Raw genomic sequence first — 23431 nt, forward strand, 5'->3', positions numbered from 1 at the left:
CATGATTATTCCCGCTTTGGATTTGATCGAAGGCAAGGTAGTGCGTTTGCATCAAGGCGATTACGGCCAGCAGCGTGATTACGGTAATCACCCACTGCCCCGCTTACAGGATTATCAGCAGCAAGGCGCTCAGGTGTTACATCTGGTCGATCTTACCGGAGCCAAAGATCCGGCAGCCCGTCAGATCCCCTTGCTGCGCGAGTTACTGGCCGGTGTAGATGTCCCGGTGCAGGTGGGCGGTGGCATCCGTAACGAACAAGATGTGGTCGCACTGCTGGAAGCCGGTGCAACACGGGTTGTCGTGGGTTCAACAGCCGTTAAGCAGCCAGAAATGGTGCAACAGTGGTTTGAGCGCTATGGCGCTGAAGCCATCGTATTAGCGCTGGATGTCCGAATTAATGAGGCGGGCCGCAAACAGGTGGCTATCAGCGGTTGGCAGGAAAACTCAGATGCTACGCTGGAACAAATCGTCGAGCAATACCTGCCGTTTGGCCTAAAACATGTGTTGTGTACTGATATTTCCCGCGATGGCACCCTGAGTGGTTCCAATGTAGAACTGTATCAGGAAGTGTGCCAGCGCTACCCACAAGTGGCATTCCAGGCTTCCGGTGGTATCGGTTGTCTGGATGATATTGCCCGCCTGCGTGGCAGTGGTGTGCAAGGTGTGATTGTGGGCCGCGCGCTATTGGACGGCAAGTTTAACGTGAAGGAGGCGATCGCATGCTGGCAAAACGTATAATCCCTTGTCTGGATGTGAAAGACGGCCAAGTGGTCAAAGGCGTCCAGTTCCGTAATCACGAAATCATCGGCGACATCGTGCCACTGGCGCAGCGTTATGCACAAGAAGGTGCCGACGAGCTGGTGTTTTACGATATTACTGCGTCATCTGACGGCCGTGTGGTCGATAAAAGCTGGGTATCGCGGGTCGCAGAAGTGATTGATATTCCTTTCTGCGTGGCGGGTGGGATTAAAAGCGTTGAAGATGCAGGTCAGATCCTGACCTTCGGTGCCGATAAAATCTCTATCAACTCACCGGCGCTGGCAGATCCGACCTTAATTACCCGTTTGGCCGACCGCTATGGCGTACAATGCATTGTCGTCGGTATTGATACTTGGTATGACGCGGAAAGTGACAGTTATCAGGTTTATCAATTTACTGGCGATGAAAAACGGACCAAAGCCACCACCTGGCAGACCGAGGATTGGATCAAAGAGGTCCAGTTACGTGGAGCCGGTGAGATTGTGCTGAATATGATGAACCAAGATGGTGTGCGCAACGGCTACGATTTACGTCAGTTGAAACAGATGCGGGCCATCTGCCATGTTCCGTTGATAGCCTCTGGCGGTGCAGGTACCCCAGAACACTTCCTTGAGGCTTTCCGTGACACAGATGTCGATGGTGCGCTGGCAGCCTCGGTGTTCCATAAACAAATCATTAATATCGGCGAATTGAAAAAGTATTTGTCTGAACAAGGCGTGGAGATAAGAGTGTGTTAAGCGAACAACAAATTGCCCAACTGGATTGGGATAAAGTCGACAATCTGATGCCAGCCATCGTTCAGCATGCCATTTCCGGTGAAGTTCTGATGATGGGGTATATGAATCAGGCAGCACTGGCGGTGACACAGCAAACCGGCAAGGTAACCTTTTTCTCTCGCACCAAACAACGTTTGTGGACCAAGGGCGAAAGCTCCGGTAACGTGCTGAATGTAGTTAATATCTATCCCGACTGCGACAATGATACCCTGCTCATTCTGGCTAATCCTGTTGGCCCAACCTGTCATTTAGGCAATAACAGTTGCTTCTCCCCGGCGGCCAGCGATTGGGGCTTCTTGTACCAGTTAGAACAGTTATTAGCCTCCCGTAAATCAGCCGACCCAGCGAGTTCTTACACCGCCAAGCTGTATGCCAGCGGCACTAAGCGTATCGCACAAAAAGTGGGGGAAGAAGGGGTAGAAACCGCCCTCGCCGCAACAGTGAATGACCGTGAAGAGTTGACCAACGAAGCATCGGATTTGATCTATCACCTACTGGTGTTGCTGCAAGACCAAGATTTGAATCTGAGTAAAGTGATTGGACGCCTGCGCGAACGCCACGAGAAGTAATTTTCGAGTTAGCTTTCTTATTGGCATAAAAACGCCCTCGACTTAGCATCGAGGGCGTTTTTATTAGGACAAACTTTTTAAATCAGCGAGCGGGTTACTCCAACCTACCCTACCTAAAGTCACCTCGGCGACTCACTTAATTTAACAACTTATCCACCTGAGGCGTCGCGAGCGAAAGGAGTTTGATTGCAGACAGCGCACAGTCACCGGAGCGTACACTCAGTACGTGAGGATGACGAGCACTGCCCAATATCAAAATACGAACGCGCAGTAGCCGTTAACTTAAAGCCACTCAGTGTGGAACACACCTTCTTTATCAATACGCTTATAGGTATGCGCACCGAAATAGTCGCGCTGTGCCTGAATCAAGTTGGCTGGCAGTACGGCTGAACGGTAGCTATCGTAATAATTAATCGCCGCAGAGAATGTTGGTGTTGGGATACCGTTTTGAACTGCATAAGACACTACATCACGCAGTGCTTGCTGGTATTCATCAGCGATCTGCTTGAAGTAAGGTGCCAACAGCAAATTAGCAATATCTGCATTTTCTGCATATGCATCAGTGATTTTTTGCAGGAACTGTGCACGGATAATACAACCCGCACGGAAAATCTTGGCGATCTCACCGTAATGCAAATCCCAGTTATTTTCGTCAGAAGCGGCTTTCAGTTGAGAGAAGCCCTGAGCATAAGAGACGATTTTACCCAGATACAACGCACGACGGATTTTCTCGATAAATTCAGCTTTATCACCGGCAAAAGGCTGCACTTTAGGGCCAGTCAGTACTTTAGAGGCAGCTACGCGCTGATCTTTCAGAGAAGACAAATAGCGGGCAAACACAGACTCAGTGATCAGTGTTAATGGCTCACCCAAATCCAGAGAACTTTGGCTGGTCCATTTACCGGTGCCTTTGTTCGCCGCTTCATCCAGAATCACATCGACCAGATATTTACCGGCTTCGTCTTTTTTGGTGAAGATATCTTTGGTGATATCAATCAGGTAGCTGTTCAGCTCTCCCTTGTTCCACTCAGCAAAGGTGCTAGCCAGCTCTTCATTGCTTAAACCTAAAGACTGTTTCAACAGGGAATAAGCTTCTGCGATCAATTGCATGTCACCGTATTCAATGCCGTTGTGAACCATTTTAACGTAATGGCCGGCACCATCGGCACCGATATACGCCACACAAGCATCACCGTCATCAGCACGGGCAGCAATCTTCTCAAGGATAGGCGCAACCAGTTCGTAGGCTTCTTTCTGGCCACCTGGCATGATAGATGGGCCTTTCAATGCGCCCTCTTCGCCACCGGAAACACCAGTACCGATAAAGTTGAAGCCTTGTGCAGAAAGTTCGCGGTTACGGCGGATGGTGTCTTTGTAATAAGTATTACCACCATCAATCAGAATGTCACCTTTATCCAGATGTGGAGTCAGTGAAGCGATAGTCTTATCAGTGGCTTCACCCGCTTTCACCATCAGCAGGATGCGACGCGGTTTTTCCAATGAATCAACAAACTCTTCCACGGTATAACTCGGCACCAGATTTTTACCTGGGTTCTCGGCAACCACTTCGTCGGTTTTGTCTGATGAACGGTTAAAGATAGAAACGGAATAGCCACGACTTTCGATGTTGAGCGCCAGGTTACGGCCCATCACCGCCATACCGACAACGCCAATCTGTTGTTTGGACATTAAAAAACTCCTGTCTGAAGGATGACACCTGTTACCGGCCTTGAGGCCAACAGGTTTTTGATGTGGGAAACATGTTAACTCAGGATTATGTCAGCTGGGTAGTGATTGGTGCGATAGATAGCACAACTGACCAGTTGCTGTTCGCACACGTTTGCTTTGGTAAAGTGCAAACCGATTTGACTCAATTGACCTGGCTGGCTTATATACAAAAAAAGCAACCCCATGGATTGCTTTTCATTGCTGCTGAAATTGGCTTATGCCACGAACTCTTTCAACCAGGCTTTAAATTCTGCACCTTGCTTTGGATGGCGCAGACCGTAGGCGACATAAGCCTGCATATATCCGAGCTTCTCACCACAGTTATAGGATTGACCGGTTAAAGCGACGGCATCTACCTGTTTCTCAGCGGCTAATGCATCAATAGCATCAGTCAGTTGGATACGACCCCAAGCACCAGGCTTGGTTTTTTCCAGCATTGGCCAAATATCAGCAGACAAAACATAACGCCCTACAGCCGACAGATTGGATTTGAGGTCAGCCGGGCTTTGCGGTTTCTCAACCATCGCGTTAATCCGGCTACTTTCACCAGGTGCTAAATCTGACACTTCACAGGAGATAACCGAGTAGTTGGATAATGCTTCAGGTTCTACGGCATGCACCAATACCTGGCTGGTACCAGATTCTTCAAATCGTTTAACTAACTGAGCCAAATTATCACGGGTTAAATCCGACTTGGCGTCATCAATCAAGACATCCGGCAACAATACTGCAAAGGGTGAGTCACCCACTAGCGGTTTGGCACATAACACCGCATGCCCCAAACCTTCAGGATGCCCTTGACGGATATGCATGATAGTCACACCCGGTGGACAGATAGATTGTACCTCATCCAATAGCTGACGTTTCACACGCGCTTCCAGCATGGCTTCCAGCTCATAAGACGTATCGAAATGGTTTTCTACCGCATTTTTCGAAGAATGGGTTATCAGAATGATTTCTTTAATACCAGCAGCAACACATTCGTTCACCACATATTGGATCAATGGTTTATCGACAATAGGCAGCATTTCTTTTGGAATGGCTTTAGTCGCGGGAAGCATTCGCATACCTAAACCGGCAACTGGGATCACTGCTTTCAATTTGGTCATAATTAACCTACTGATTTCTTGAAGCGAATTTAAAATCTATTCCTACTCAGCCGCTAAGCTGAAGTTAGTCAATTTGCTGTTTCAGCCAGGCGGTAAAGCTCTCGCCCTCGGTGTTATGGCGCACGCCATAAGTGACGAAGGCTTTCATATAACCCAATTTGTCCCCGCAGTCGTGCGATTTACCGGTCATATGAAAAGCCTCAACATCCTCTTGCTCCATTAACATCGCAATGGCATCAGTAAGCTGAATTTCATCACCCGCCCCGCGTGGCGTTTTCTTTAACAGCGGCCAAATGTCTTTTGACAATACATAACGCCCAACCACGGCAAGATTAGAAGGCGCATCAGCAAGTGAGGGCTTCTCTACCACTGCCGTCATTAGGGTACTTTCACCCGGAGACAAAGCCACATGATCACAATCAGCAATACCGTACTTGGAAACATCAGCTTTAGGCACCGGCTCCACCATGATCTGGCTACGCCCGGTCTCTTCAAAGCGCTTAATCATACTGGCAAGATTTTCTTTAGATAAATCTGCTGTTGAATCATCAAGTAAAACGTCTGGTAGCAGCACAATAAATGGGTTATCACCCACCATCGGTTGGGCACACAATACCGCATGCCCCAAGCCCTTGGCATGGCCTTGGCGCACTTGCATGATAGTGACATCCGGCGGACAGATATTTTTAATCTCTTGCAATAGCTGCCGCTTAACACGTGATTCCAGTGCAGCTTCCAGCTCAAATGATGTATCAAAATGGTTTTCTATTGCATTTTTAGAGGAATGGCTGACCAGCACTATCTCTTTTACTCCGGCGGCCACACATTCATTAACGATATATTGGATCAGAGGCTTATCCACCACCGGCAGCATTTCCTTTGGGATCGCTTTAGTCGCTGGCAGCATTCGGGTACCAAGCCCGGCAACAGGAATGACCGCTTTTAAACACTTCATTACTATGACCTCTTCAACTTTGGACAGCAAAACTTCCAAGATTAACTCTATAATAATTAGTCAAATAATCTATGATTACTTATTATTCCTTTATCTTTGTACAAGCTTACATCAGAACGTCTTTGATTACATTCTTAAATGTATCAATAATTATTTCAACAAGTTATAGATTAATATCTTAGCCAAATCAAAATAGTAATAATGTCTTAGACTTTCTAGCAAAAATGCTTACTTATCGATAATTTCATTATATAAGTCTATATAACTCGAAACCATTTTCTCGGAGGTGAAATTTTCTAAATAGCGATTTCGGGCATTTCGGCCAAATTTTTCTGATAACTCAATATCATCCCATAACTGATCCATCGCAGTTCTCAACGCTACAGGATCCGATGGGGGAACAACTAATCCAGTCTGTTGATCAATATTTATAAATGTCGTACCTGTACCAATCTCACTCGAAATTAGAGGCTTACCATACATCGCGCCCTCTAATAAGGTGATACCAAAAGCCTCAGAACGCAAATGTGATGGAAAGACTACGGCATAACAAAGTGATAGTAATGAAGCTTTATCTTCGTCAGATACGGCACCAAGAAAATAGATATTCTGTATATCTAATTTTTCCGCCTGTTTTTTTAACTCTGATTCAATTGGGCCAGCTCCGACAATCACAATCGGATAAGATGAATTTTTAGCTGCTTCGATTAGAATGTGAAGACCTTTATAATAACGAAAGGCACCAATAAACAGAAAAAAACGTGTTCCGAATTTATTTTTCCAGAAATCAATGCGTTCAGATAGTGGCGTTGGATATGAACCCTCATCTAAACCGTAAGGTATCACACTTACTTTTCGAGAGAATTTCTTTAAAGTTGCACTTGTGGCAACATAATTTGGCGATGCAGCAACAATCCGAGAAACGCTACCAAGAAATAGATTCATCAATGGTGTATATATCTTTAAAATATTTTTTTGCTTAACAATATCAGAATGATAACTAACAACCGTTGGTTTATTAATACCAGATATAAAGTGAACCATATCCATAAAAGGAAACGGAAAATGATAATGAATAATGTCAGCCTTCTGCGCCAATTTTTTGAAATCTTTAATCGCTTGAAAAGAAAAAGGAGTTGAGGCCGCTTCAAAATTTACAGGTGAACAATATACGGTATGTGTTCCTATTTTTTTATTTATAATACCACCTAGCTTACTTAAAGAAAGCACTGTAGAATCAATACCTTTACTCGCTCCACCTTCACATAATTGAAAAATAACCTGTTCAATACCGCCGAAAGAATCTGGGTAATATGTTTTATAAAAATGCAGTACTTTTAGCATTACTCTATAACACCTAGTTATATTTATTAATCTTTAACCATATACTTTAAATTAATCATCATCCAATAATTACTATTATCTGAAAACTATTTTCGTTCAGCCCCAATCAATCATTATAAATTATCTAGTTAAAAGTCGATTATAAAGCTCAATGTATTTAGATATCATTTTTTCAGCCGTAAATAACTGATCAAATCTTTTTTTTGCAGCAATACCAAATTTTTCAGCCTCATCGGGATGCTCCCATAAATAGTCCATCGAGATACGAAGACTATTAGGATCTGAAGGCGTAACAACTAATCCAGTTTCTAAATGAATATTTACATAAGTAGTGCCAGTTCCAATTTCCGCCGTAATTAGGGGCTTACTAAACATAGCACCTTCAAGCAAAGAAATACCGAAAGCCTCCGAGCGAAAATTTGATGGAAAAACTATTGCATAACATAAGTATAGTAATGCAACTTTATCTTCATCAGAAAGAGCACCCAAAAATATAACATTTGAAAGTCCCAAAGTATCAGCTTTATGTTTAAGACTATCTTCAGACGGACCAGCCCCTAATATAACGATGGGATAAGCAGTACCTATAGCCGCCTCAAGTAAAGTATCTAGCCCTTTATAGTATCTAAGAGCACCAATAAATAGATAGAAGCGACCTGTTATAATATTTCTCCATTTATTTAAAAACAGAATAGATACCTGTGGGTAGGATGATGGAGAAATACCTAATGGTATAATTGATGTTTTTTCACGGTACTTTCTCAATATGCTACTGCTCTCCATATAATTTGGGGATGTCGCTACTATATGGTCGATATTATTAAAAAAAACCGTCATTAAAGGCTGATATAATTTAAGCATTTTCTTTTGCTTAATAATATCAGAATGGTAAGTAACAATGGTTTTCTTTTTTACTCTATTTATTAAATGCATCATATCCATAAATGGATAAGGAAAGTGGTAGTGAACTATATCGCACTCATTTACTAACTTTCGGAATAATCCAAATGAATTAATGGAAAAAGGCGTAGATGCAATTTCAAAGGTTGATTTACCTGTAACAACACGATGCCCATGCCAAAAACTTATATCAGATACACCTCTAGGACTTAAGGATAAGACAGTAGAATCAACTCCGTGTGAAGCACCACCTTTGCATAGTTGGAAAATAAACTGCTCAATTCCACCAAATGTATCTGGATAATAAGTTTTATAAAAATGTAATATTTTTGGCATAAAAGTGGTTACAAACCTCTTAAACTGGAATTAATTGAATGATAAAAACAAAAATAAACACAGAGTCATTATCAAAAATAAAAATGTAACAACAAATAAAATATCCATATACTAAAATCAAACTAAAGAAATTAAATTTAAAAATCCATCAATAAACTTTAAGCCAAGATACATATCTTGGCTTAAAAATAAATTAAATTAGCAAAGATTTTTTTATGTATAAACTTGCTTGTGTTGCTACTGTATAATTCGATTCAATTTTAGTAGCTATTGATTTTTGAGGGTGAAAATATGCTGTTTTATTCGATAACTCTAGGTAGTTACCAATATCAAAACGCATATAGTTGTCATACGAAGATATTAATTTTAACATTTCATCAAATGCAAAAGAAGAGGAGCATAAGACTCGTTTAGCAACATCGAAACATATTGCAGCTATACCAGAACCATCTTGTCCATTCTCAACATAAGGTAGCCAAACAAAATCAACAGTAGCAGCTAAACTGATAAATTCATCATTTCCATATTCCCCCATAAAAAAAACTCTACTTTTTAGTTTCTTATTAATGATGGATTTTTGAAGAGAGGCAATATAACCATTTACTAACTCATTATTTTTAATAGTTTGAGGGTGTTGCCTACCAAAGAACATGAGCTTATAATTATTAGGTAAATACTCCATTGCTTGTATAGCTAACGAATGCCCTTTATATTCATTAACGAAACCGAAAACACCAATTATTTTAGTCTCTTTAGAAAATGAATAACTTTGTTTTATGTCTTGGATGATATTTTCATTTATATTCGGAGATTCTGGAACTAATTTTAATGGATGTACACTTACATTATCATAGTTGTACATTAACTCAATTTGCTCTTTAGCTCTTAATGTATGAACAATTAAGTTTATTTTATTACCAGCTAATTTCTTAATTATCCTGCCATTTATTCTCTTTGAAACACTCTCACGTAGAGACTTAAAGTATAATCCTATACCAGACTTTATTCTTAGCATTAATAGCTTGATTACTTCTCGTTGAGAGGCACTATCATTTATTAGTCTAGGGCTATGCAGAGTAACACTAGTATTAGGATTAGCTAATGATAGCTTCATAACTCGTTTATAAATATCTGAAGGTAGTGTACCGTATAGCCCTGCTTCAAACTGTATATTAACACCATCAAAGCTCTTTAATTTCATGCAGATATCTGAAATATGTTTATCTGCTTTAATTCTTATGTCTCTATTTGTTGACTGGGTAAGGAGTAAGTTCAAGCTTACACACTCAGCCTCATAACCTTGCTCTCTTATCGAATCAAGTAAAACCTGCGTAAAATATGCGTTACCACAACTTTCAGAGAAGCTAGAAATAATAGCTATCTTTTTCATTTTCTTATACCGTCCAAATTATTCTTATACCAATCAATAACTACTTTGATATCATTTTTTAAATTTAATGTGGTTTCGAAACCAATATTATTTAACTTATTAATATCAATGCTTCTTTTAGGAACACCTATAGGTGCATTGGGTCCCAAACTATATCCATTTTATTATCAAAATACTCATTTATTGCATCAGTAACTTCTTGCATTGAAGATTCTTTACCTGAGGCAATATTAATAACTCCAGAGTATTTCTCCATCGCTAATATTGCTGCAATCCCAGCATCATAGCCGAAAAGGAAATCTCTTGTTGTATCCGGCCTTCCCCATACATTTAGTCTATTAGTGCAATTATTGATGCTTGATATGGATTTTTCAATAAGAGATGGAATAACATGGCCGTTTACCGTATCAAACTTATCATTTTGTCCAAATAAATTTGTAAATAGTCCATAGCAATAATCAATTCCATCATACTCTTTCATTATTTTTAAATAAGCAAGAGCGTGTCTTTTTGCACTAGCATATCCATATTCCCCCCAATGAGGCTCACCATCTAAGAAAAAATCCTCCTTTAATGGAAGCGATTTATAAGGATATGGATAGGAAGCAACTGTTCCTGCAAAGAAAATCTTCTTAACTCTATGGTTTTTACAAGCAACTATAATATTTTGGTTAATTGTAGTATTACTACAAAGAGATTTTAATTGATTATCAAGATTGCCTTGCAAACCATAAACAAGTGAAGCCAAATGAAAAACATAGGAAGGCTTATTTTTTGTGAAATAGTCATCTACACTTTTTTCATCCAATGCATTAAGTTCAGAACTATTTGGAGATAGTATATTAAGATATTTTTTTTCATTAAGAGCCTGTAGTAGTCCATATCCTAAGACTCCTCCAGATCCTGTAATGAGGATAATGCTATTCTTATCCATATTATTTCCTTAATCGAGGTATTGAGATAAAGCAGAGGCTTCAATTTGAGTTATATTCCCACTACTGAGAAGGAAGTATTTATTACAATATTTTTCAACTATCCCCCTAGAGTGAGAAGCTAAAATCATAACAGAGGAATTATTAACCATACTCTCTAGTTTTTTGCCCATTTTATCTCTAAAAGAAGCATCCCCTACAGTCAACCATTCATCCATTAGCAGAACGTCTGGTTTCAAAACAGATATGATTGAGAATGCAAGTCTAAGTAGCATTCCACTTGAATATGTTCTAACTGGTAATCCTATATACTCTCCGAGCTCGCTGAATTCAATTATATAATCGACATGCTTCGAAATTTCCTTCAAAGTCATCCCTAAAAGAATTCCTCTAATATATATATTCTGGTAGCCTGTAGCCTCACTATCCATCCCCATCGACATATCAATCAAAGAAACAACATCACCATTCACAATTAATGAACCTGCTGTCGGGGCATATACACCTGCTAATACACGAAGTAGTGTTGTTTTACCTGCGCCATTATGACCAATCAGAGCTACTCTGTCCCCGACATTAATTTCAAATGAAACATTGCTTAATGCTTTAACACTTACAGAATGATTGTTCTTGCTAACCCCACCCCCGACTGTACGCCCTAAAAATATTTTCTTTAAACTACGTTGTGAGGCAGTATAGATAGGAAACTCTATATCAACATTGTTAGCTTTAATTATACTATTCATATTTTATAACCAATAAGCTATTCGAGCACAATACTTTCTCATGAACACCATTGAAACAAAGAAAATTACAATAGTTACGCATATAGAAATAAGCATTGAATTAAAATTAGGAGCAACGCCAAGCATTGGGTCTCTAATAATATTAAAGAAATGCACTAAAGGATTAAAATTAATAATGTAGTTTAATTTATCACTTAGCTGGTGAGTTTTCCACATAATAGGAGTAAAGTAAAAACTTACTAGCAAGACATTCTGCACAATCATTTGCAAATCTCTAAATCGCGTGCATAAGATAGCCAGAATAATAGACATAGAAAATAACGACACTGTTAATATGATAAATCCTAATATTGCCCATAAAGCCATCCAACTCCAACCGGGGCTAACAAATGTTATTACAATAAATATAATGATAAAATTGTGGGCAAATACTATCAAATTACGACTCAATATTCGCAATAATATCGACGAAAATGATATTTTAGATTGTTTTATTAAATACTCAAATTGAGTGAAACCTGTACATGACTCCGTTAATTGCATGGAGATATATGTCCATACAACTTGTCCAATGCAAAAAAATGGTAAGTAATCTTTGACATCTAGCTTGAATATTGTTGACCAAAGAATACTTAACATTCCGACTAAAACACCGGTACTTATGGTTACCCAAAATGGACCTAATGTCGAACGTTTATATCTTTGCTTTATATCGTACCATGATAATATTAGCCAAGATTGTGGTTTTTGTAGAGCCCAAAGAAGATCATTAAACATAAAAGCTCTTTTATTGTTAATTAAACATTAATAACTGACTATATAGAATAATCAGTTATTTTCTTAATAAAAATATTTATTCAACACTTACGCTTACAGTATAACCATATGACTTGAGTAATGCGTGTTGTTTGGCTTGCTGAAGATCATGAGCAACCATTTCTTCAACCATTTTCTGAAGTGTCGTTTCAGGCGTCCATCCCAACTTATTTTTAGCATTGCTAGGATCACCAAGCAATGTTTCAACTTCGGCTGGTCGGAAATAACGGGGATCTACTTCAACTATGATATCGCCAATTTTTAATGCTGGAGCATTGTCACCTTCTATTTTCGTGACAATTGCTTTTTCGTCAACCCCCGAACCAATAAAATCAAGTTCTATCCCTAATTCTTTGGCGGATAAACGAATAAAGTCCCGTACACTATATTGAACTCCGGTAGCTATAACAAAATCTTCCGGTTTTTCTTGCTGCAACATTAACCATTGCATTTTCACATAGTCTCGCGCATGACCCCAATCCCGTAATGAGTCCATATTTCCTATATAAATACAGCGTTCTAGCCCCTGAGCAATGTTTGCTAGACCTCTAGTAATTTTACGAGTCACAAATGTTTCTCCCCTACGAGGTGACTCATGATTAAATAATATACCATTACATGCATACATTCCATAAGCTTCTCGGTAGTTCACAGTGATCCAGTATGCATACATTTTTGCTACTGCGTATGGACTCCTCGGATAGAATGGAGTTGTTTCCTTTTGCGGTATTTCTTGTACTAAACCATAAAGCTCAGATGTAGAAGCCTGATAAAATTTGGTTTTTTTTGTCAAACCTAAAAATCGAATTGCTTCCAATAACCTGAGAGTACCAATAGCATCTACATCAGCCGTATATTCTGGTGATTCAAAACTTACAGCAACATGTGACTGCGCCCCTAAATTATATACTTCATCAGGCTGAATTTCCGATATAATTCTTGTCAAATTGGAGGTGTCGGTTAAATCACCATAATGTAATACGAAGTTTATATTACCTTCATGCGGATCTTGATATATATGGTCGATTCGTTGAGTATTGAACTGAGAAGAACGCCGTTTTATTCCGTGAACTTCGTAACCTTTCTCAAGTAAAAACTCTGCCAAGTATGAACCATCCTGTCCCGTCACACCGGTAATAAGTGCTACTTTCTTTTCCATCTTACTTCCTCCTACAAGAAATTTACTTATTAATTTCTGACTCTATTCTTTCTAACTCAGCTAATAAAAGCCTTGAGTCACCCTTTGTTTCTAAATTAAGACGCAACAATGGTTCAGTATTAGATGTTCGAATGTTAAATCTAAAACGTTCAAATTCAATGCTTAAGCCATCAATATATTCAATTTTTTTTGCCGTTGTAGTTGATACATCTTCCAGTCGTTTCAAAATGTCACTTGTGTACTTAACTTTATAATTAAGCTCTCCGCTACAAGGATACATAACCATACGCTTATTAATTAAATCTGACATACTGACATTTGTTATATTTAACAACTCTGCAACTAACAACCATGGAATCATACCACTATCACAGTATGCAAAATTTCGGAAATAGTGGTGGGCACTCATTTCTCCACCATATATTGCATCTTCTTTACGCATTCTTTCTTTGATAAAGGCATGTCCCGTTTTTGACATAATTGGAATGCCACCAGCTTTTTCTACTATATCTATAGTATTCCAAGTCAAACGCGGATCATGAATAATCTTGGCACCAGGTTCTTTTTTCAAAAAAGCTTCAGCTAATAAACCAACAATATAATAACCTTCAATAAATTGCCCACTCTCATCGAAGAAGAAACAGCGGTCGAAATCGCCATCAAATGCTATGCCCATATCTGCACCAGATTCGGTAACAGCTCTTGCAGTGTCCGCTCGACATTCAGGTAACAGCGGATTAGGGATTCCATTGGGGAAATTACCATTAGGCTGATGGTGAACTGTTACAAATTCTATAGGGAGATGAGCTGCAGTAAAACGTTTTTCAATTTCATCAATAACATGTCCGGCCGCACCATTACCGGAATTTACTACTAACTTCAAAGGCTTGGTAAAATTTTTAAAGTCAATATAGCCCATCAAATGATCAATATATTCATTAAGGACCGATACCTTCTTATAACTCCCTCTTTTACTTTGAACTGGTACAGTAAAGTTATTTTCTTCAGCAAGTTTTTGGATATCGCATAACCCTGTATCACCGCTAATGGGTTTAGCATTTTCTCTAACTAACTTCATACCGTTATAATTCATCGGATTATGGCTAGCTGTTACTTCGACTCCACCATCAACACCTAAATAAAATGTGGCGAAATAGATTTCTTCTGTTCCACTTAAACCAATATCTAATACATCGCTACCAGCATCCATCAAACCTTCTGCCAATGCCATTTTCAATGATTCACTAGTTAAACGAACATCGCCACCGACAACGATAGTTTTTGGTTTTAGATATTCACCAAAAGCTCGACCAATACGGTAAGCAATATCTTCATTCAACTCTGGACCTAATTGACCACGGATATCATAAGCTTTAAAACAAGTTAAGGTATTCATTGTTTCCTCTAAATCAGCAACGGCCATAATGGTCTTTAACTCGAATAATATCGTCATCGCCTAGATAAGAACCTGACTGGACTTCAATAAGCTCAAGTGGGATCTTACCGGGGTTTTCCAACATATGAAGTGAACCAATAGGGATGAATGTCGATTGATTTTCAGTAATTAAAAATGTTTTGTCGCCAATCGTCACTTTTGCTGTTCCTGATAACACAATCCAGTGCTCTGCCCGATGATGATGCATCTGCATGGAAAACGCGCCACCAGGTTTAACTGTAATCCGGTTAACATTAAAACGCTGTTCATTAACCACAATATCGCAGCGCCCCCAAGGACGATAAGTTTCTCGGTGACGGCGATACTCGCTACGTTTCGTCTGCTTGAGATATTCAACGATCTTTTTAACGTCTTGTACTTTAGATTTATCTACCACTAGCACCGCATCTTTAGTGCTGACAATGACTAAATTATCCACACCAACTGCAGCAACTAATTTCTCATCAGTATTGATATAGCAATTCTGTGTATCATGCAGGAATGTATCACCTGTAGTGGCATTACCTGATTTATCTTTGTTACTCACATCCCAAAGTGCGGACCAAGAACCAACGTCACTCCACCCCGCATCCAGCGGCACCACTACGGCGTTATTTGTTTTCTCCATTACCGCATAATCGATTGACTCATCAGGGCAGGCACTGAACTGATCTTTATCTATAGTGATGAAATCTTTGTCTGAATCAGAATCCTTCATCGCAGCTTTACAAGCATCAAGAATGTCTGGTCTAAATTTCTCTAACTCTTGAATATAACGTTTGGCCCGAAACATAAACATGCCACTATTCCAATAATATTCACCAGAATTGATATATTGTTCAGCAGTTTCTAAATTAGGTTTCTCAACAAACCGCTTGACGCTAAAAGCTTCCAAAGCCTCTTTGACTGTCGATTCTCCACGCTGAATATAACCATAACCCGTTTCTGGGCCGGTCGGAACAATCCCGAATGTTACCAGGCAATCCTTTTTAGCAAAAGGAATCGCACCGATAATAGCCTGGTGGTATGCATTACAGTTATTGATGATATGGTCAGCAGCCAACACCAACATTATCGGGTCGTCGCCTTGAGAGATAGCATTTAATGCGGCTAAAGCAATTGCAGGGGCAGTGTTGCGGCCAACGGGTTCTAATATTATATTATGTGAAAGTTTATTAATTTGTCGCAACTGCTCTGCGACCAGGAAACGGTGTTCTTCGTTACAAATGACAACCGGTTCTCTGACAGAAATCCCTTCTAAACGATTTACAGTTTCCTGCAACATCGAATTCACCCCGTGCAAGCGTAAAAATTGCTTTGGATAGAGTTCTCTTGACATCGGCCACAGGCGGCTGCCCGTACCGCCAGCCATAATCACGGGAAGTAACATCATATATCCTTAATCACCATAAAGTTTGAACTAAAGAGGTACCGCCACAACAAGTGAGAATGAAAACCATTTCACTTTAAATAATATGCTATTAAATAATTAGTTTTTACAATGCTACCGCCCTTGGCTTTTCAGCTACCAATAGCTATTGGGTCACATTTACAGCATAGTTTACGCATATCTTGCATTGCAGAATGCATGATTTTAGCAAGGAAAACACACCCAATTAATCATTTTATTTTATGGCTATTATATAGCATTAACTTTGACTTTAACTAGGAAACATCTGTGATTTTTATATGTTCACCAGAATGCGTATACCATAATAATATATCCACTTCAACCATTTAGATGTAAGTTTACGGCAGTTCTCTAGCATACTTTTTATTTTCAATCTCATCCAATTTTTATATTTAGATTTGAAAATTCCCAAGTATAAGCCCATTATTCACTTTGGCGGCATAAGCCGTAGAAATCAAAGGTGAAATTGGATATATGGAATGGATCGCAGATCCTACTATTTGGGCAGGACTGGCAACGCTGGTAGTGCTCGAAATTGTATTAGGCATTGACAACCTAATATTTATCGCCATTTTGGCAGAAAAGCTTCCACGTCATCAACGAGATAAAGCCAGAGTTACCGGTTTACTGTGCGCACTGTTGATGCGTTTGGTGCTGTTAGCCAGTATTTCATGGCTGGCCACATTAACGGCTCCCTTGGTCACCTTATCTGGCCACCCGTTCAGCGCCCGTGACTTAATCATGCTGGTCGGTGGGGTATTCCTGCTATTTAAAGCCACCATGGAGTTAAACGAGCGGCTTGAAGGCAAGGACCAGCATCAAGGTCAGCAGCGCAAAGGTGCACGATTTTGGCCGGTCGTCGCACAAATTGTGGTGCTGGATGCCATATTCTCGCTCGATTCGGTTATTACTGCCGTCGGTATGGTAGACCACCTCGCGGTCATGATGGCTGCGGTCTGTATTGCCATAGGTTTGATGCTGTTGGCCAGTAAGCCATTAACCCGTTTTGTCAACGCGCATCCAACCATTGTCATACTCTGTCTGAGCTTCTTACTGATGATCGGTTTCAGCTTAGTGGCTGAAGGCTTTGGTTACCATATTCCAAAAGGATATCTGTACGCTGCGATTGGTTTCTCCGTCATTATTGAATCGCTCAATCAATTCGCACAATTCAATCGCCGTCGCTTTTTGTCAACGGTTAGACCGTTACGTGAAAGAACCGCAGAAGCAGTGTTACGTATGCTAAGTGGCAAACACGAAGAGGCCGAGCTGGATAACCATACTGCTAACCTGATCGCTGATAATACCAGTGTCGGCCAAGAGGTGTTCAATGAGCAGGAACGCCGCATGATTGAACGGGTGTTGGGGCTGGCGCAACGTACCGTGAGCAGCATCATGACATCACGGCATGATGTTGAGTATCTGGATCTTAACGATCCGCCAGAGAAACTGACTCAGTTGCTGACAAAAAATTTGCATACCCGAATTGTGGTTACTGAAGATAGTTCGACAGATGAACCCTTGGGCGTTATTCACGTCATTGATTTATTAAGGCAACAGTTAGCAGATGAAAAGCTCGACTTACGCGCATTGATTCGCCAACCGTTGATTTTCCCCGAGCAGGTTTCGCTGTTGATGGCATTAGAGCAGTTCCGTCAGGCACAGACGCATTTTGCCTTTGTCGTGGATGAATTCGGTTCCATCGAAGGGGTGGTTACCCTGACCGATGTGATGGAAACCATTGCTGGTAATCTGCCCGTGGCCGGTGAAGAGTTGGATGCCCGTCATGATATTCAGCAAACCGAGGATGGTTGCTGGATTGCGAATGGCTATATGCCGCTGGAAGATTTGGTGCTCTATCTGCCGCTACCTATCGATGATAAACGTGAATATCACACCTTGGCCGGGTTAATCATGGAGTATACCCAGCGCATCCCACAGGTCGGTGAACAGATGAAAATTGGTGACTACCTATTTGAGCCGTTGGAAGTCAGCAGCCATCGTATCTTGAAGGTAAAAATAACACCGCTGAAAGTGCCTGACCCAGATTATGAAGTGTAATAAACCATCGTGATTTGGCGTAAAAGCTGGGTAAACTCGCCCGGCTTTTTTATCGTGATAGATTGTGATTACAAGTGCACAGGCACCAGAATCTCAGTGGCAACAATCACCACCACCAACCCGACTAAAACCGGTACCGAGGTGCGTTTCACCACTTCAAATGGTGAAATTTTTGCCATACCAGCAACAGCAACCACCACGCCTGAAACCGGGGATAAAGTACGCCCCAAATTTGAAGCCTGTAGCATCGGAATAACCAGATAGGCTGGATTTATCCCCATCTGAGCTGCCAGTTTTGGAATCAATTCAACAAACGCATAGAACGGCGCATTGCCTGACCCGGTGGTCATGGCCGCCAGCATCGTAATCACCACCAGTACCAGCATCATAATAATGCCACCGGTACCAAAAGATTGAGCTAGCCCAATCAGACCACTGATAAAACCAACGGTACTCAACCCTTGTGCAAATACCCCGGCGGCAACCAAAAGCATTACTACAGTAGCAAACGCATCGGCCATGCCACGATAAGCCACCTCAAGGCCGGTAAATACCGTTTTAGCACTGAAGCTGCGTAAGAATTCAATGACGGCGGCAATCAGCATACAAATCACCAACACCGTAATAATATGCAGTTCCGGCCCCCATTTACCGTCAAATATCAACACGCCGATAATCGGGGTAAAGGGTAAAATGGCGTAGAAACCCGGCGCATTGGTGGTGATGTCATTAACATCCATCATCTCATGCTTTTCCTGACTTTTATTATCCAGATAGCGCTGCCAGAAGAAGTGAGCGATAGCCATGCAGACAATCGCGGCAATAGAGATAGGTAAGGTGGTTTTAAAAGCAAAATCGACTAATGGCATCTCAGAGGCTTTCGCTGCCAGTACCACATCGCCTGAGGTTGGCGCGAGAATAATTGCCGCCGGTGATGCACAGATTGCAGCTGCGGCACCCCGACTGATACCGACGTTAACCATCACTGGGAACAGGGTCGCCATCAGTAACACGCCCAACCCGGTTGCCGATGATACCGCCAACGACATCAAGCAGGCCACAAGATAAGCCGCAACCATCAGTAAGTATGGGGAATTGATCATTTGCAGTGGTTTAGAGGCAATCTTAACCACGACATCATTGGCACCGATATGGGTCATATAAGCCGCAAAGCCACATAGCATCATGATCATCATGCCAAGATCGCCACCACGGCTCATCAGCAAGATTTTGACATATTCAACAATGTCCGTCGCCCGCCAGCCGGTTGAGGTCGCACTGGCAGGTAATACATTCTTGCCCATTAAGGCACTGATAATTAATAGCAGTAAACCACCGACCATCAGCACACCTGTTGCTGAATAGCCTTTAATAATATAACGGCCTACACCTACGGCCACGACTATCCCAATCAAAAGATCTAACATATACCCTCTCTGAATCTTGCCTGTTGCTGTGTGTTGCTAAATATTGCTTCAGCATTATTATCGTTAAAATACTTAAATGGCTCTGCACTCTGCCCAAAGTCCATCGGCGAGTTTATGACATCTATCAATGATTCGCAGAGATTTTAGAAACAAATAGTAGTTTGTGAGCAAGAGAGAGGATTTTATGTTTTGAATGGCGAGATTGGCGAACAATTACACAACAAATAGATAACAGTATGCCGTCATTATCTCCGATAAACAGCCATGCCTATCGGAGATAATGGGTAATTAAAGCTTATCGATAAGCTTTTTAAGATCTTTGCTAGCACGGTTTTGTTGATTACGCTCAGCCCAGTCATTGAGTGCTTTTTTAGCTCGTTGCTGTAATTCATTACGCAACAACTGTTCGACATTCAATTGATAGCTAAGCTGAGTCCACGGACCATAAATGCGCAGAGGGATATCAGTACCTTGCAACATTTTTACCAGGCTATCTTGCCCGCTCCAGCCTTGCATAACCCGTACCGCCAGATTCATATCACATTGCTGTTCGGGTAAATTAAGTGACCCGTTACCTTTAATGGAAATCAACGCCGAATCGGCACTAAGATTACTGACTTTCATTGATCCTCGGTGCAAAGCCAGGCTCGCTTGTAGCTGTGTAACCTCAGTATAACGCTCATAACGATCCTGACCTTTCACATCACTGGAACTGCGAGTCACCGCCTGTTGAATAAGCTGTTGAATATTCAGCCCTTCCAGCCGCGCATTAGTCATGCCGAACTGCGCATCCCCCTGCCAACGGTGGTTGAATGCCTCAACATTAAGACCATCACCAGACAACTGCGCTTTCATGGAAAATTTGCCCGTCATCATCGGCGGCAAACCGGCGGCCAATAGAACCGGCCCCAATTCCATATGGTTTATCACTGGGTTAACGGTAGCCAGAACCCTCTTGCCCGTCACATCCAGTGAGCCTGGCAACGAAAAATCGCCCTCAACCGCACTACCGGTTAAGCGGCTAATCTCTACATTCCCGCGCTGATTAGAGGCTTGAAGATTGAGTTGACTGATTTTAATCGCCCGATAGACCAGGTTATTCGCCGTTAGCGATATTTGGGCGGTAAAGTCGCGTAATGCTTGCAAGTCCTGCCCGACATCATCCTCAGCCTGAATCGCAATCACCGGCGCTGTCACGGCAAGCTGTTTGGCCGTTTCTTTGCTGACAACCGTACTTTTAGACTCCCAACCAAAAATAGAGTCCAGATTAAGATTGTCGGCAGCCAAATTGATAACATAATCAGGTACCTTCCCCAAGGTGGCCTTGGCGGTCCCCGTCAACTGGTTGTTATTAGCTGAGAAGCTCAGTTGGTTCAGCAATAATTGTTGAATATCGTGTTGATAACTGGCTTGTAGTGTCCCTTCGCCGCTCACGCCGCCAACAGGAATATCCGCACCTTCCAATTTATAACTGAATTGGCTGATATTGGCGCTGTACTGCTGTGGATAATGGCGCATGTCTGCATCCGCGACCATTGAGAAAGTCACATCACGTTGGTTACGGTTAACACGGCTGGAGAGAGAGATATGTACTTGGCGTTGGGCATCTTGTTGAAGTTCAAGATTGATATCACGTACATTGACTTGATCATTGTCTGCCCGCTGCCAAATCAACAGGCTATCAGCGATTTGTACTTTATTAATGTCGAGCTTCCAGGCACGGTGCTCATTAACAGGCACATTACCGGATGGTGCAACAGGAGCGTCAGGCTGTTGTTGGGCTTCACTGTCGGGCGTCAAGCGGATAACCGCCCCTTTCAACATCACCTGTTTTACTTCAAGTTGATGTGATAATAGAGGCCAAAGTTTGACATCCAGGCGCATATTTTCAGCACTGACAACCGGTGCCGCCGCACCGGGGGCAGTCAGCGCGGTCCGGCCAGCAATAATGCTAAGCTGGGGCCAGACATGCCAGCGCAAATCCCCTTCCAGTTGCAACTGATAACCACTTTTTCTCTCTACCTGTTTGACCATGTAGGCGCGAAAGTCATTAGGATTAACCAGCAATACTAATGCGCTCATCCCTGCAACTAACACAACCAGCAGGATAATTAACGTCGTCAGTAATCGTCTCATGACATCCTCTTGTCTAATCAGGCTAAAAAGTCCAAACAGGCTAAACTTTCCGCAAGAAATGGCTAATCTTTATCGATACGACTGGCTACAGCGCCTTGTTGACCGCGATATTTTGCGTCCTGACGGCTATTATAAGGGCGCGCTGCCGGGCCGGAGAGTGGTTCAAAACTCAGCGCGCCAATTAACATCCCTGGGCGTAGCGCTAATGGCAGCTTACCTGAATTATAGAACTCCAGCACAATCCTGCCTTGCCAACCCGGATCTATACGGTGTGCGGTAACATGCACCATTAATCCAAGGCGAGCTAATGAGGAACGACCATCAAGCCAGCCGACCAAGTCATCAGGGATTGTCACCGACTCCAGTGTCACTGCCAGCGCCAACTCCCCTGGATGCAGGAAGAATGCCTCCCCTTCCGGCAGATTGATTTCATCGCTCATGACGCGTTCCAGCGCTTCGCTGACTTCATCCTTCGGGCCGCTTAAGTCAATAAATGCCGCCGTGTGACCATTGAATACACGGAATTGGTTGCCTAAGCGAACATCGACTGTGGCACCATTGATACGTTCTACCGGTGGGCGAGGATCAATACCTAATTTACCGCTGTCCAGCCAGGCTTCTATGTCACGATCGCACAGTCTCATTGCTAAAATCTCCATCAAAATTCGCATGTTACAGCTTATCTACTACGCAAGCTGCCATATTAAGAAGCAAAGGTCCAGACGAACATTACTCAAAGAACTGACTGATTTTCGCTTTTAGAATATCGATCGCAATTCGGTTCTTACCACCGCGAGGAACGATAATGTCAGCATATTGTTTGGACGGTTCTATAAATTGCAGAAACATTGGACGCACAGTCTTCTGATATTGCGCCATCACAGAGTCCATCGAACGACCACGCTCATTAACATCACGCTTCATACGGCGCATCAGGCAGATATCCAGCGGGGTATCAACAAAGATCGAGAAATTCATCTCCTGACGCAGACGGATATCGGTCAACAACAAGATCCCTTCCAAAATAATCACTTTTTTGGGTTCTAAATGGACGGTCTCTTTTTTGCGGGTGTGCTCAGTGTAACTGTAAAGCGGCAGTTCAATCGACCGGCCTGCTTTCAACGATTGCAAATGCTCCAGCAATAAGTTGTGATCCATGGCACTGGGATGGTCATAGTTGGTTTTGACCCGCTCTTCCATTGACAGATGACTCTGGTCTTTGTAATAGCCATCCTCAGGGATAACGCCGATATGTTGGTCACCTACCTGCTCGCGTAATTCGCGATACAGCGTGCTGGCGATAAGACTTTTTCCGGAGGCTGAGGCACCCGCTATCCCGATAATGACGCACTGGTGTGCTTTGTCAGTCATAAAATTAAAGACCTGATTACGAAGTGTGAGGGGAGACAAAGCACGCTAGGTGCTTCGAGCGCGGCAATTA

The 23431-nt window shown here is 42.0% G+C and carries 20 protein-coding genes; 4 read left to right on the forward strand and 16 right to left on the reverse strand.

The genetic code is table 11. The annotated features are described in order from the left end of the window. Position 1 precedes the first annotated feature (1 nt). The 3 genes from hisA to hisIE are packed head-to-tail and all read left to right on the forward strand — an operon-like array spanning position 2 to position 2105. A complete protein-coding gene (gene hisA, locus V1955_RS14360; protein ID WP_005187731.1) occupies positions 2 to 739 on the forward strand; it encodes a 1-(5-phosphoribosyl)-5-[(5-phosphoribosylamino)methylideneamino]imidazole-4-carboxamide isomerase in 738 nt (245 codons plus the stop codon). After that, positions 721 to 1497, forward strand: a complete 777-nt coding sequence (gene hisF, locus V1955_RS14365; RefSeq protein ID WP_083159333.1) for an imidazole glycerol phosphate synthase subunit HisF — start codon at positions 721 to 723, stop codon at positions 1495 to 1497. Before hisA ends, hisF begins: the two co-directional genes overlap by 19 nt. Next, a complete protein-coding gene (gene hisIE / locus V1955_RS14370) occupies positions 1491 to 2105 on the forward strand; it encodes a bifunctional phosphoribosyl-AMP cyclohydrolase/phosphoribosyl-ATP diphosphatase HisIE (RefSeq protein ID WP_442821074.1) in 615 nt (204 codons plus the stop codon). Before hisF ends, hisIE begins: the two co-directional genes overlap by 7 nt. A gap of 282 nt (positions 2106 to 2387) precedes the next feature. Here the strand turns inward: hisIE and gndA are convergent, their stop codons facing one another. From gndA to V1955_RS14430, 12 genes are all read right to left on the reverse strand, one after another. Then, the gene (gene gndA, locus V1955_RS14375) at positions 2388 to 3794 is read right to left on the reverse strand and encodes an NADP-dependent phosphogluconate dehydrogenase (RefSeq protein WP_372568914.1); all 1407 of its coding nucleotides are present in this window, start codon (positions 3792 to 3794) and stop codon (positions 2388 to 2390) included. 254 nt (positions 3795 to 4048) lie between these two features. After that, positions 4049 to 4942 (reverse strand): UTP--glucose-1-phosphate uridylyltransferase GalU, encoded by an 894-nt coding sequence (gene galU, locus V1955_RS14380; RefSeq protein WP_372568913.1) that lies wholly within the window; start codon positions 4940 to 4942, stop codon positions 4049 to 4051. Between the two features lie 64 nt (positions 4943 to 5006). Continuing rightward, a complete protein-coding gene (gene galU, locus V1955_RS14385) occupies positions 5007 to 5897 on the reverse strand; it encodes a UTP--glucose-1-phosphate uridylyltransferase GalU (RefSeq protein WP_083159340.1) in 891 nt (296 codons plus the stop codon). Positions 5898 to 6125: 228 nt separating this feature from the next. Further along, a complete protein-coding gene (locus tag V1955_RS14390) occupies positions 6126 to 7241 on the reverse strand; it encodes a glycosyltransferase family 4 protein (RefSeq protein ID WP_442821075.1) in 1116 nt (371 codons plus the stop codon). A 120-nt stretch (positions 7242 to 7361) separates the two neighbouring features. Further along, positions 7362 to 8477 carry a glycosyltransferase family 4 protein gene (locus V1955_RS14395; protein WP_442821076.1) on the reverse strand — a complete coding sequence of 372 codons (1116 nt, stop codon included), beginning with the start codon at positions 8475 to 8477 and terminating at the stop codon, positions 7362 to 7364. Positions 8478 to 8670: 193 nt separating this feature from the next. After that, positions 8671 to 9867 carry a hypothetical protein gene (locus V1955_RS14400; RefSeq protein WP_442821077.1) on the reverse strand — a complete coding sequence of 399 codons (1197 nt, stop codon included), beginning with the start codon at positions 9865 to 9867 and terminating at the stop codon, positions 8671 to 8673. A gap of 127 nt (positions 9868 to 9994) precedes the next feature. Continuing rightward, the gene (locus tag V1955_RS14405) at positions 9995 to 10801 is read right to left on the reverse strand and encodes an NAD-dependent epimerase/dehydratase family protein (protein ID WP_442821078.1); all 807 of its coding nucleotides are present in this window, start codon (positions 10799 to 10801) and stop codon (positions 9995 to 9997) included. A gap of 9 nt (positions 10802 to 10810) precedes the next feature. After that, positions 10811 to 11545, reverse strand: coding sequence for an ABC transporter ATP-binding protein (locus tag V1955_RS14410; protein WP_420074060.1), 735 nt, complete (start codon positions 11543 to 11545; stop codon positions 10811 to 10813). 3 nt (positions 11546 to 11548) lie between these two features. Beyond that, positions 11549 to 12322: an ABC transporter permease gene (locus tag V1955_RS14415; protein ID WP_442821079.1), complete on the reverse strand. Its 774-nt coding sequence runs from the start codon at positions 12320 to 12322 to the stop codon at positions 11549 to 11551. Positions 12323 to 12398: 76 nt separating this feature from the next. Beyond that, a complete protein-coding gene (gmd, locus tag V1955_RS14420) occupies positions 12399 to 13520 on the reverse strand; it encodes a GDP-mannose 4,6-dehydratase (protein ID WP_420073661.1) in 1122 nt (373 codons plus the stop codon). A gap of 22 nt (positions 13521 to 13542) precedes the next feature. Then, positions 13543 to 14916, reverse strand: a complete 1374-nt coding sequence (locus V1955_RS14425) for a phosphomannomutase CpsG (protein WP_442821448.1) — start codon at positions 14914 to 14916, stop codon at positions 13543 to 13545. Positions 14917 to 14929: 13 nt separating this feature from the next. Continuing rightward, positions 14930 to 16345, reverse strand: coding sequence for a mannose-1-phosphate guanylyltransferase/mannose-6-phosphate isomerase (locus V1955_RS14430; protein ID WP_083159350.1), 1416 nt, complete (start codon positions 16343 to 16345; stop codon positions 14930 to 14932). Positions 16346 to 16840: 495 nt separating this feature from the next. On the opposite strand from V1955_RS14430, the gene V1955_RS14435 reads away from it, so the two are divergent. Next, a complete protein-coding gene (locus V1955_RS14435) occupies positions 16841 to 18427 on the forward strand; it encodes a TerC family protein (protein WP_083159351.1) in 1587 nt (528 codons plus the stop codon). A 68-nt stretch (positions 18428 to 18495) separates the two neighbouring features. Here the strand turns inward: V1955_RS14435 and dcuC are convergent, their stop codons facing one another. The 4 genes from dcuC to udk form a co-directional block, all read right to left on the reverse strand. Then, positions 18496 to 19854, reverse strand: coding sequence for an anaerobic C4-dicarboxylate transporter DcuC (gene dcuC, locus V1955_RS14440; RefSeq protein ID WP_005187706.1), 1359 nt, complete (start codon positions 19852 to 19854; stop codon positions 18496 to 18498). A gap of 288 nt (positions 19855 to 20142) precedes the next feature. Next, positions 20143 to 21990, reverse strand: a complete 1848-nt coding sequence (asmA, locus tag V1955_RS14445) for an outer membrane assembly protein AsmA (protein ID WP_083159352.1) — start codon at positions 21988 to 21990, stop codon at positions 20143 to 20145. Between the two features lie 62 nt (positions 21991 to 22052). Then, a complete protein-coding gene (gene dcd, locus V1955_RS14450) occupies positions 22053 to 22634 on the reverse strand; it encodes a dCTP deaminase (protein WP_032906849.1) in 582 nt (193 codons plus the stop codon). Positions 22635 to 22719: 85 nt separating this feature from the next. After that, positions 22720 to 23361: a uridine kinase gene (udk, locus tag V1955_RS14455; RefSeq protein ID WP_083159353.1), complete on the reverse strand. Its 642-nt coding sequence runs from the start codon at positions 23359 to 23361 to the stop codon at positions 22720 to 22722. Positions 23362 to 23431 lie beyond the last annotated feature (70 nt).

The organism is Yersinia sp. 2545 StPb PI (assembly GCF_052217125.1).
GTDB lineage: Bacteria > Pseudomonadota > Gammaproteobacteria > Enterobacterales > Enterobacteriaceae > Yersinia > Yersinia enterocolitica_E.

What these genes read in the sequence shown, in the direction of transcription:
- hisA (WP_005187731.1), top strand. Translation starts at nt 2, where the DNA reads ATGATTATTCCCGCTTTGGATTTGATCGAAGGCAAGGTAGTGCGTTTG.
- hisF (WP_083159333.1), top strand. Translation starts at nt 721, where the DNA reads ATGCTGGCAAAACGTATAATCCCTTGTCTGGATGTGAAAGACGGCCAA.
- gndA (WP_372568914.1), bottom strand. Translation starts at nt 3,794, where the DNA reads ATGTCCAAACAACAGATTGGCGTTGTCGGTATGGCGGTGATGGGCCGT.
- galU (WP_372568913.1), bottom strand. Translation starts at nt 4,942, where the DNA reads ATGACCAAATTGAAAGCAGTGATCCCAGTTGCCGGTTTAGGTATGCGA.
- galU (WP_083159340.1), bottom strand. Translation starts at nt 5,897, where the DNA reads ATGAAGTGTTTAAAAGCGGTCATTCCTGTTGCCGGGCTTGGTACCCGA.
- V1955_RS14390 (WP_442821075.1), bottom strand. Translation starts at nt 7,241, where the DNA reads ATGCTAAAAGTACTGCATTTTTATAAAACATATTACCCAGATTCTTTC.
- V1955_RS14395 (WP_442821076.1), bottom strand. Translation starts at nt 8,477, where the DNA reads ATGCCAAAAATATTACATTTTTATAAAACTTATTATCCAGATACATTT.
- V1955_RS14400 (WP_442821077.1), bottom strand. Translation starts at nt 9,867, where the DNA reads ATGAAAAAGATAGCTATTATTTCTAGCTTCTCTGAAAGTTGTGGTAAC.
- V1955_RS14405 (WP_442821078.1), bottom strand. Translation starts at nt 10,801, where the DNA reads ATGGATAAGAATAGCATTATCCTCATTACAGGATCTGGAGGAGTCTTA.
- V1955_RS14410 (WP_420074060.1), bottom strand. Translation starts at nt 11,545, where the DNA reads ATGAATAGTATAATTAAAGCTAACAATGTTGATATAGAGTTTCCTATC.
- V1955_RS14415 (WP_442821079.1), bottom strand. Translation starts at nt 12,322, where the DNA reads ATGTTTAATGATCTTCTTTGGGCTCTACAAAAACCACAATCTTGGCTA.
- gmd (WP_420073661.1), bottom strand. Translation starts at nt 13,520, where the DNA reads ATGGAAAAGAAAGTAGCACTTATTACCGGTGTGACGGGACAGGATGGT.
- V1955_RS14425 (WP_442821448.1), bottom strand. Translation starts at nt 14,916, where the DNA reads ATGAATACCTTAACTTGTTTTAAAGCTTATGATATCCGTGGTCAATTA.
- V1955_RS14430 (WP_083159350.1), bottom strand. Translation starts at nt 16,345, where the DNA reads ATGTTACTTCCCGTGATTATGGCTGGCGGTACGGGCAGCCGCCTGTGG.
- V1955_RS14435 (WP_083159351.1), top strand. Translation starts at nt 16,841, where the DNA reads ATGGAATGGATCGCAGATCCTACTATTTGGGCAGGACTGGCAACGCTG.
- dcuC (WP_005187706.1), bottom strand. Translation starts at nt 19,854, where the DNA reads ATGTTAGATCTTTTGATTGGGATAGTCGTGGCCGTAGGTGTAGGCCGT.
- asmA (WP_083159352.1), bottom strand. Translation starts at nt 21,990, where the DNA reads ATGAGACGATTACTGACGACGTTAATTATCCTGCTGGTTGTGTTAGTT.
- dcd (WP_032906849.1), bottom strand. Translation starts at nt 22,634, where the DNA reads ATGAGACTGTGCGATCGTGACATAGAAGCCTGGCTGGACAGCGGTAAA.
- udk (WP_083159353.1), bottom strand. Translation starts at nt 23,361, where the DNA reads ATGACTGACAAAGCACACCAGTGCGTCATTATCGGGATAGCGGGTGCC.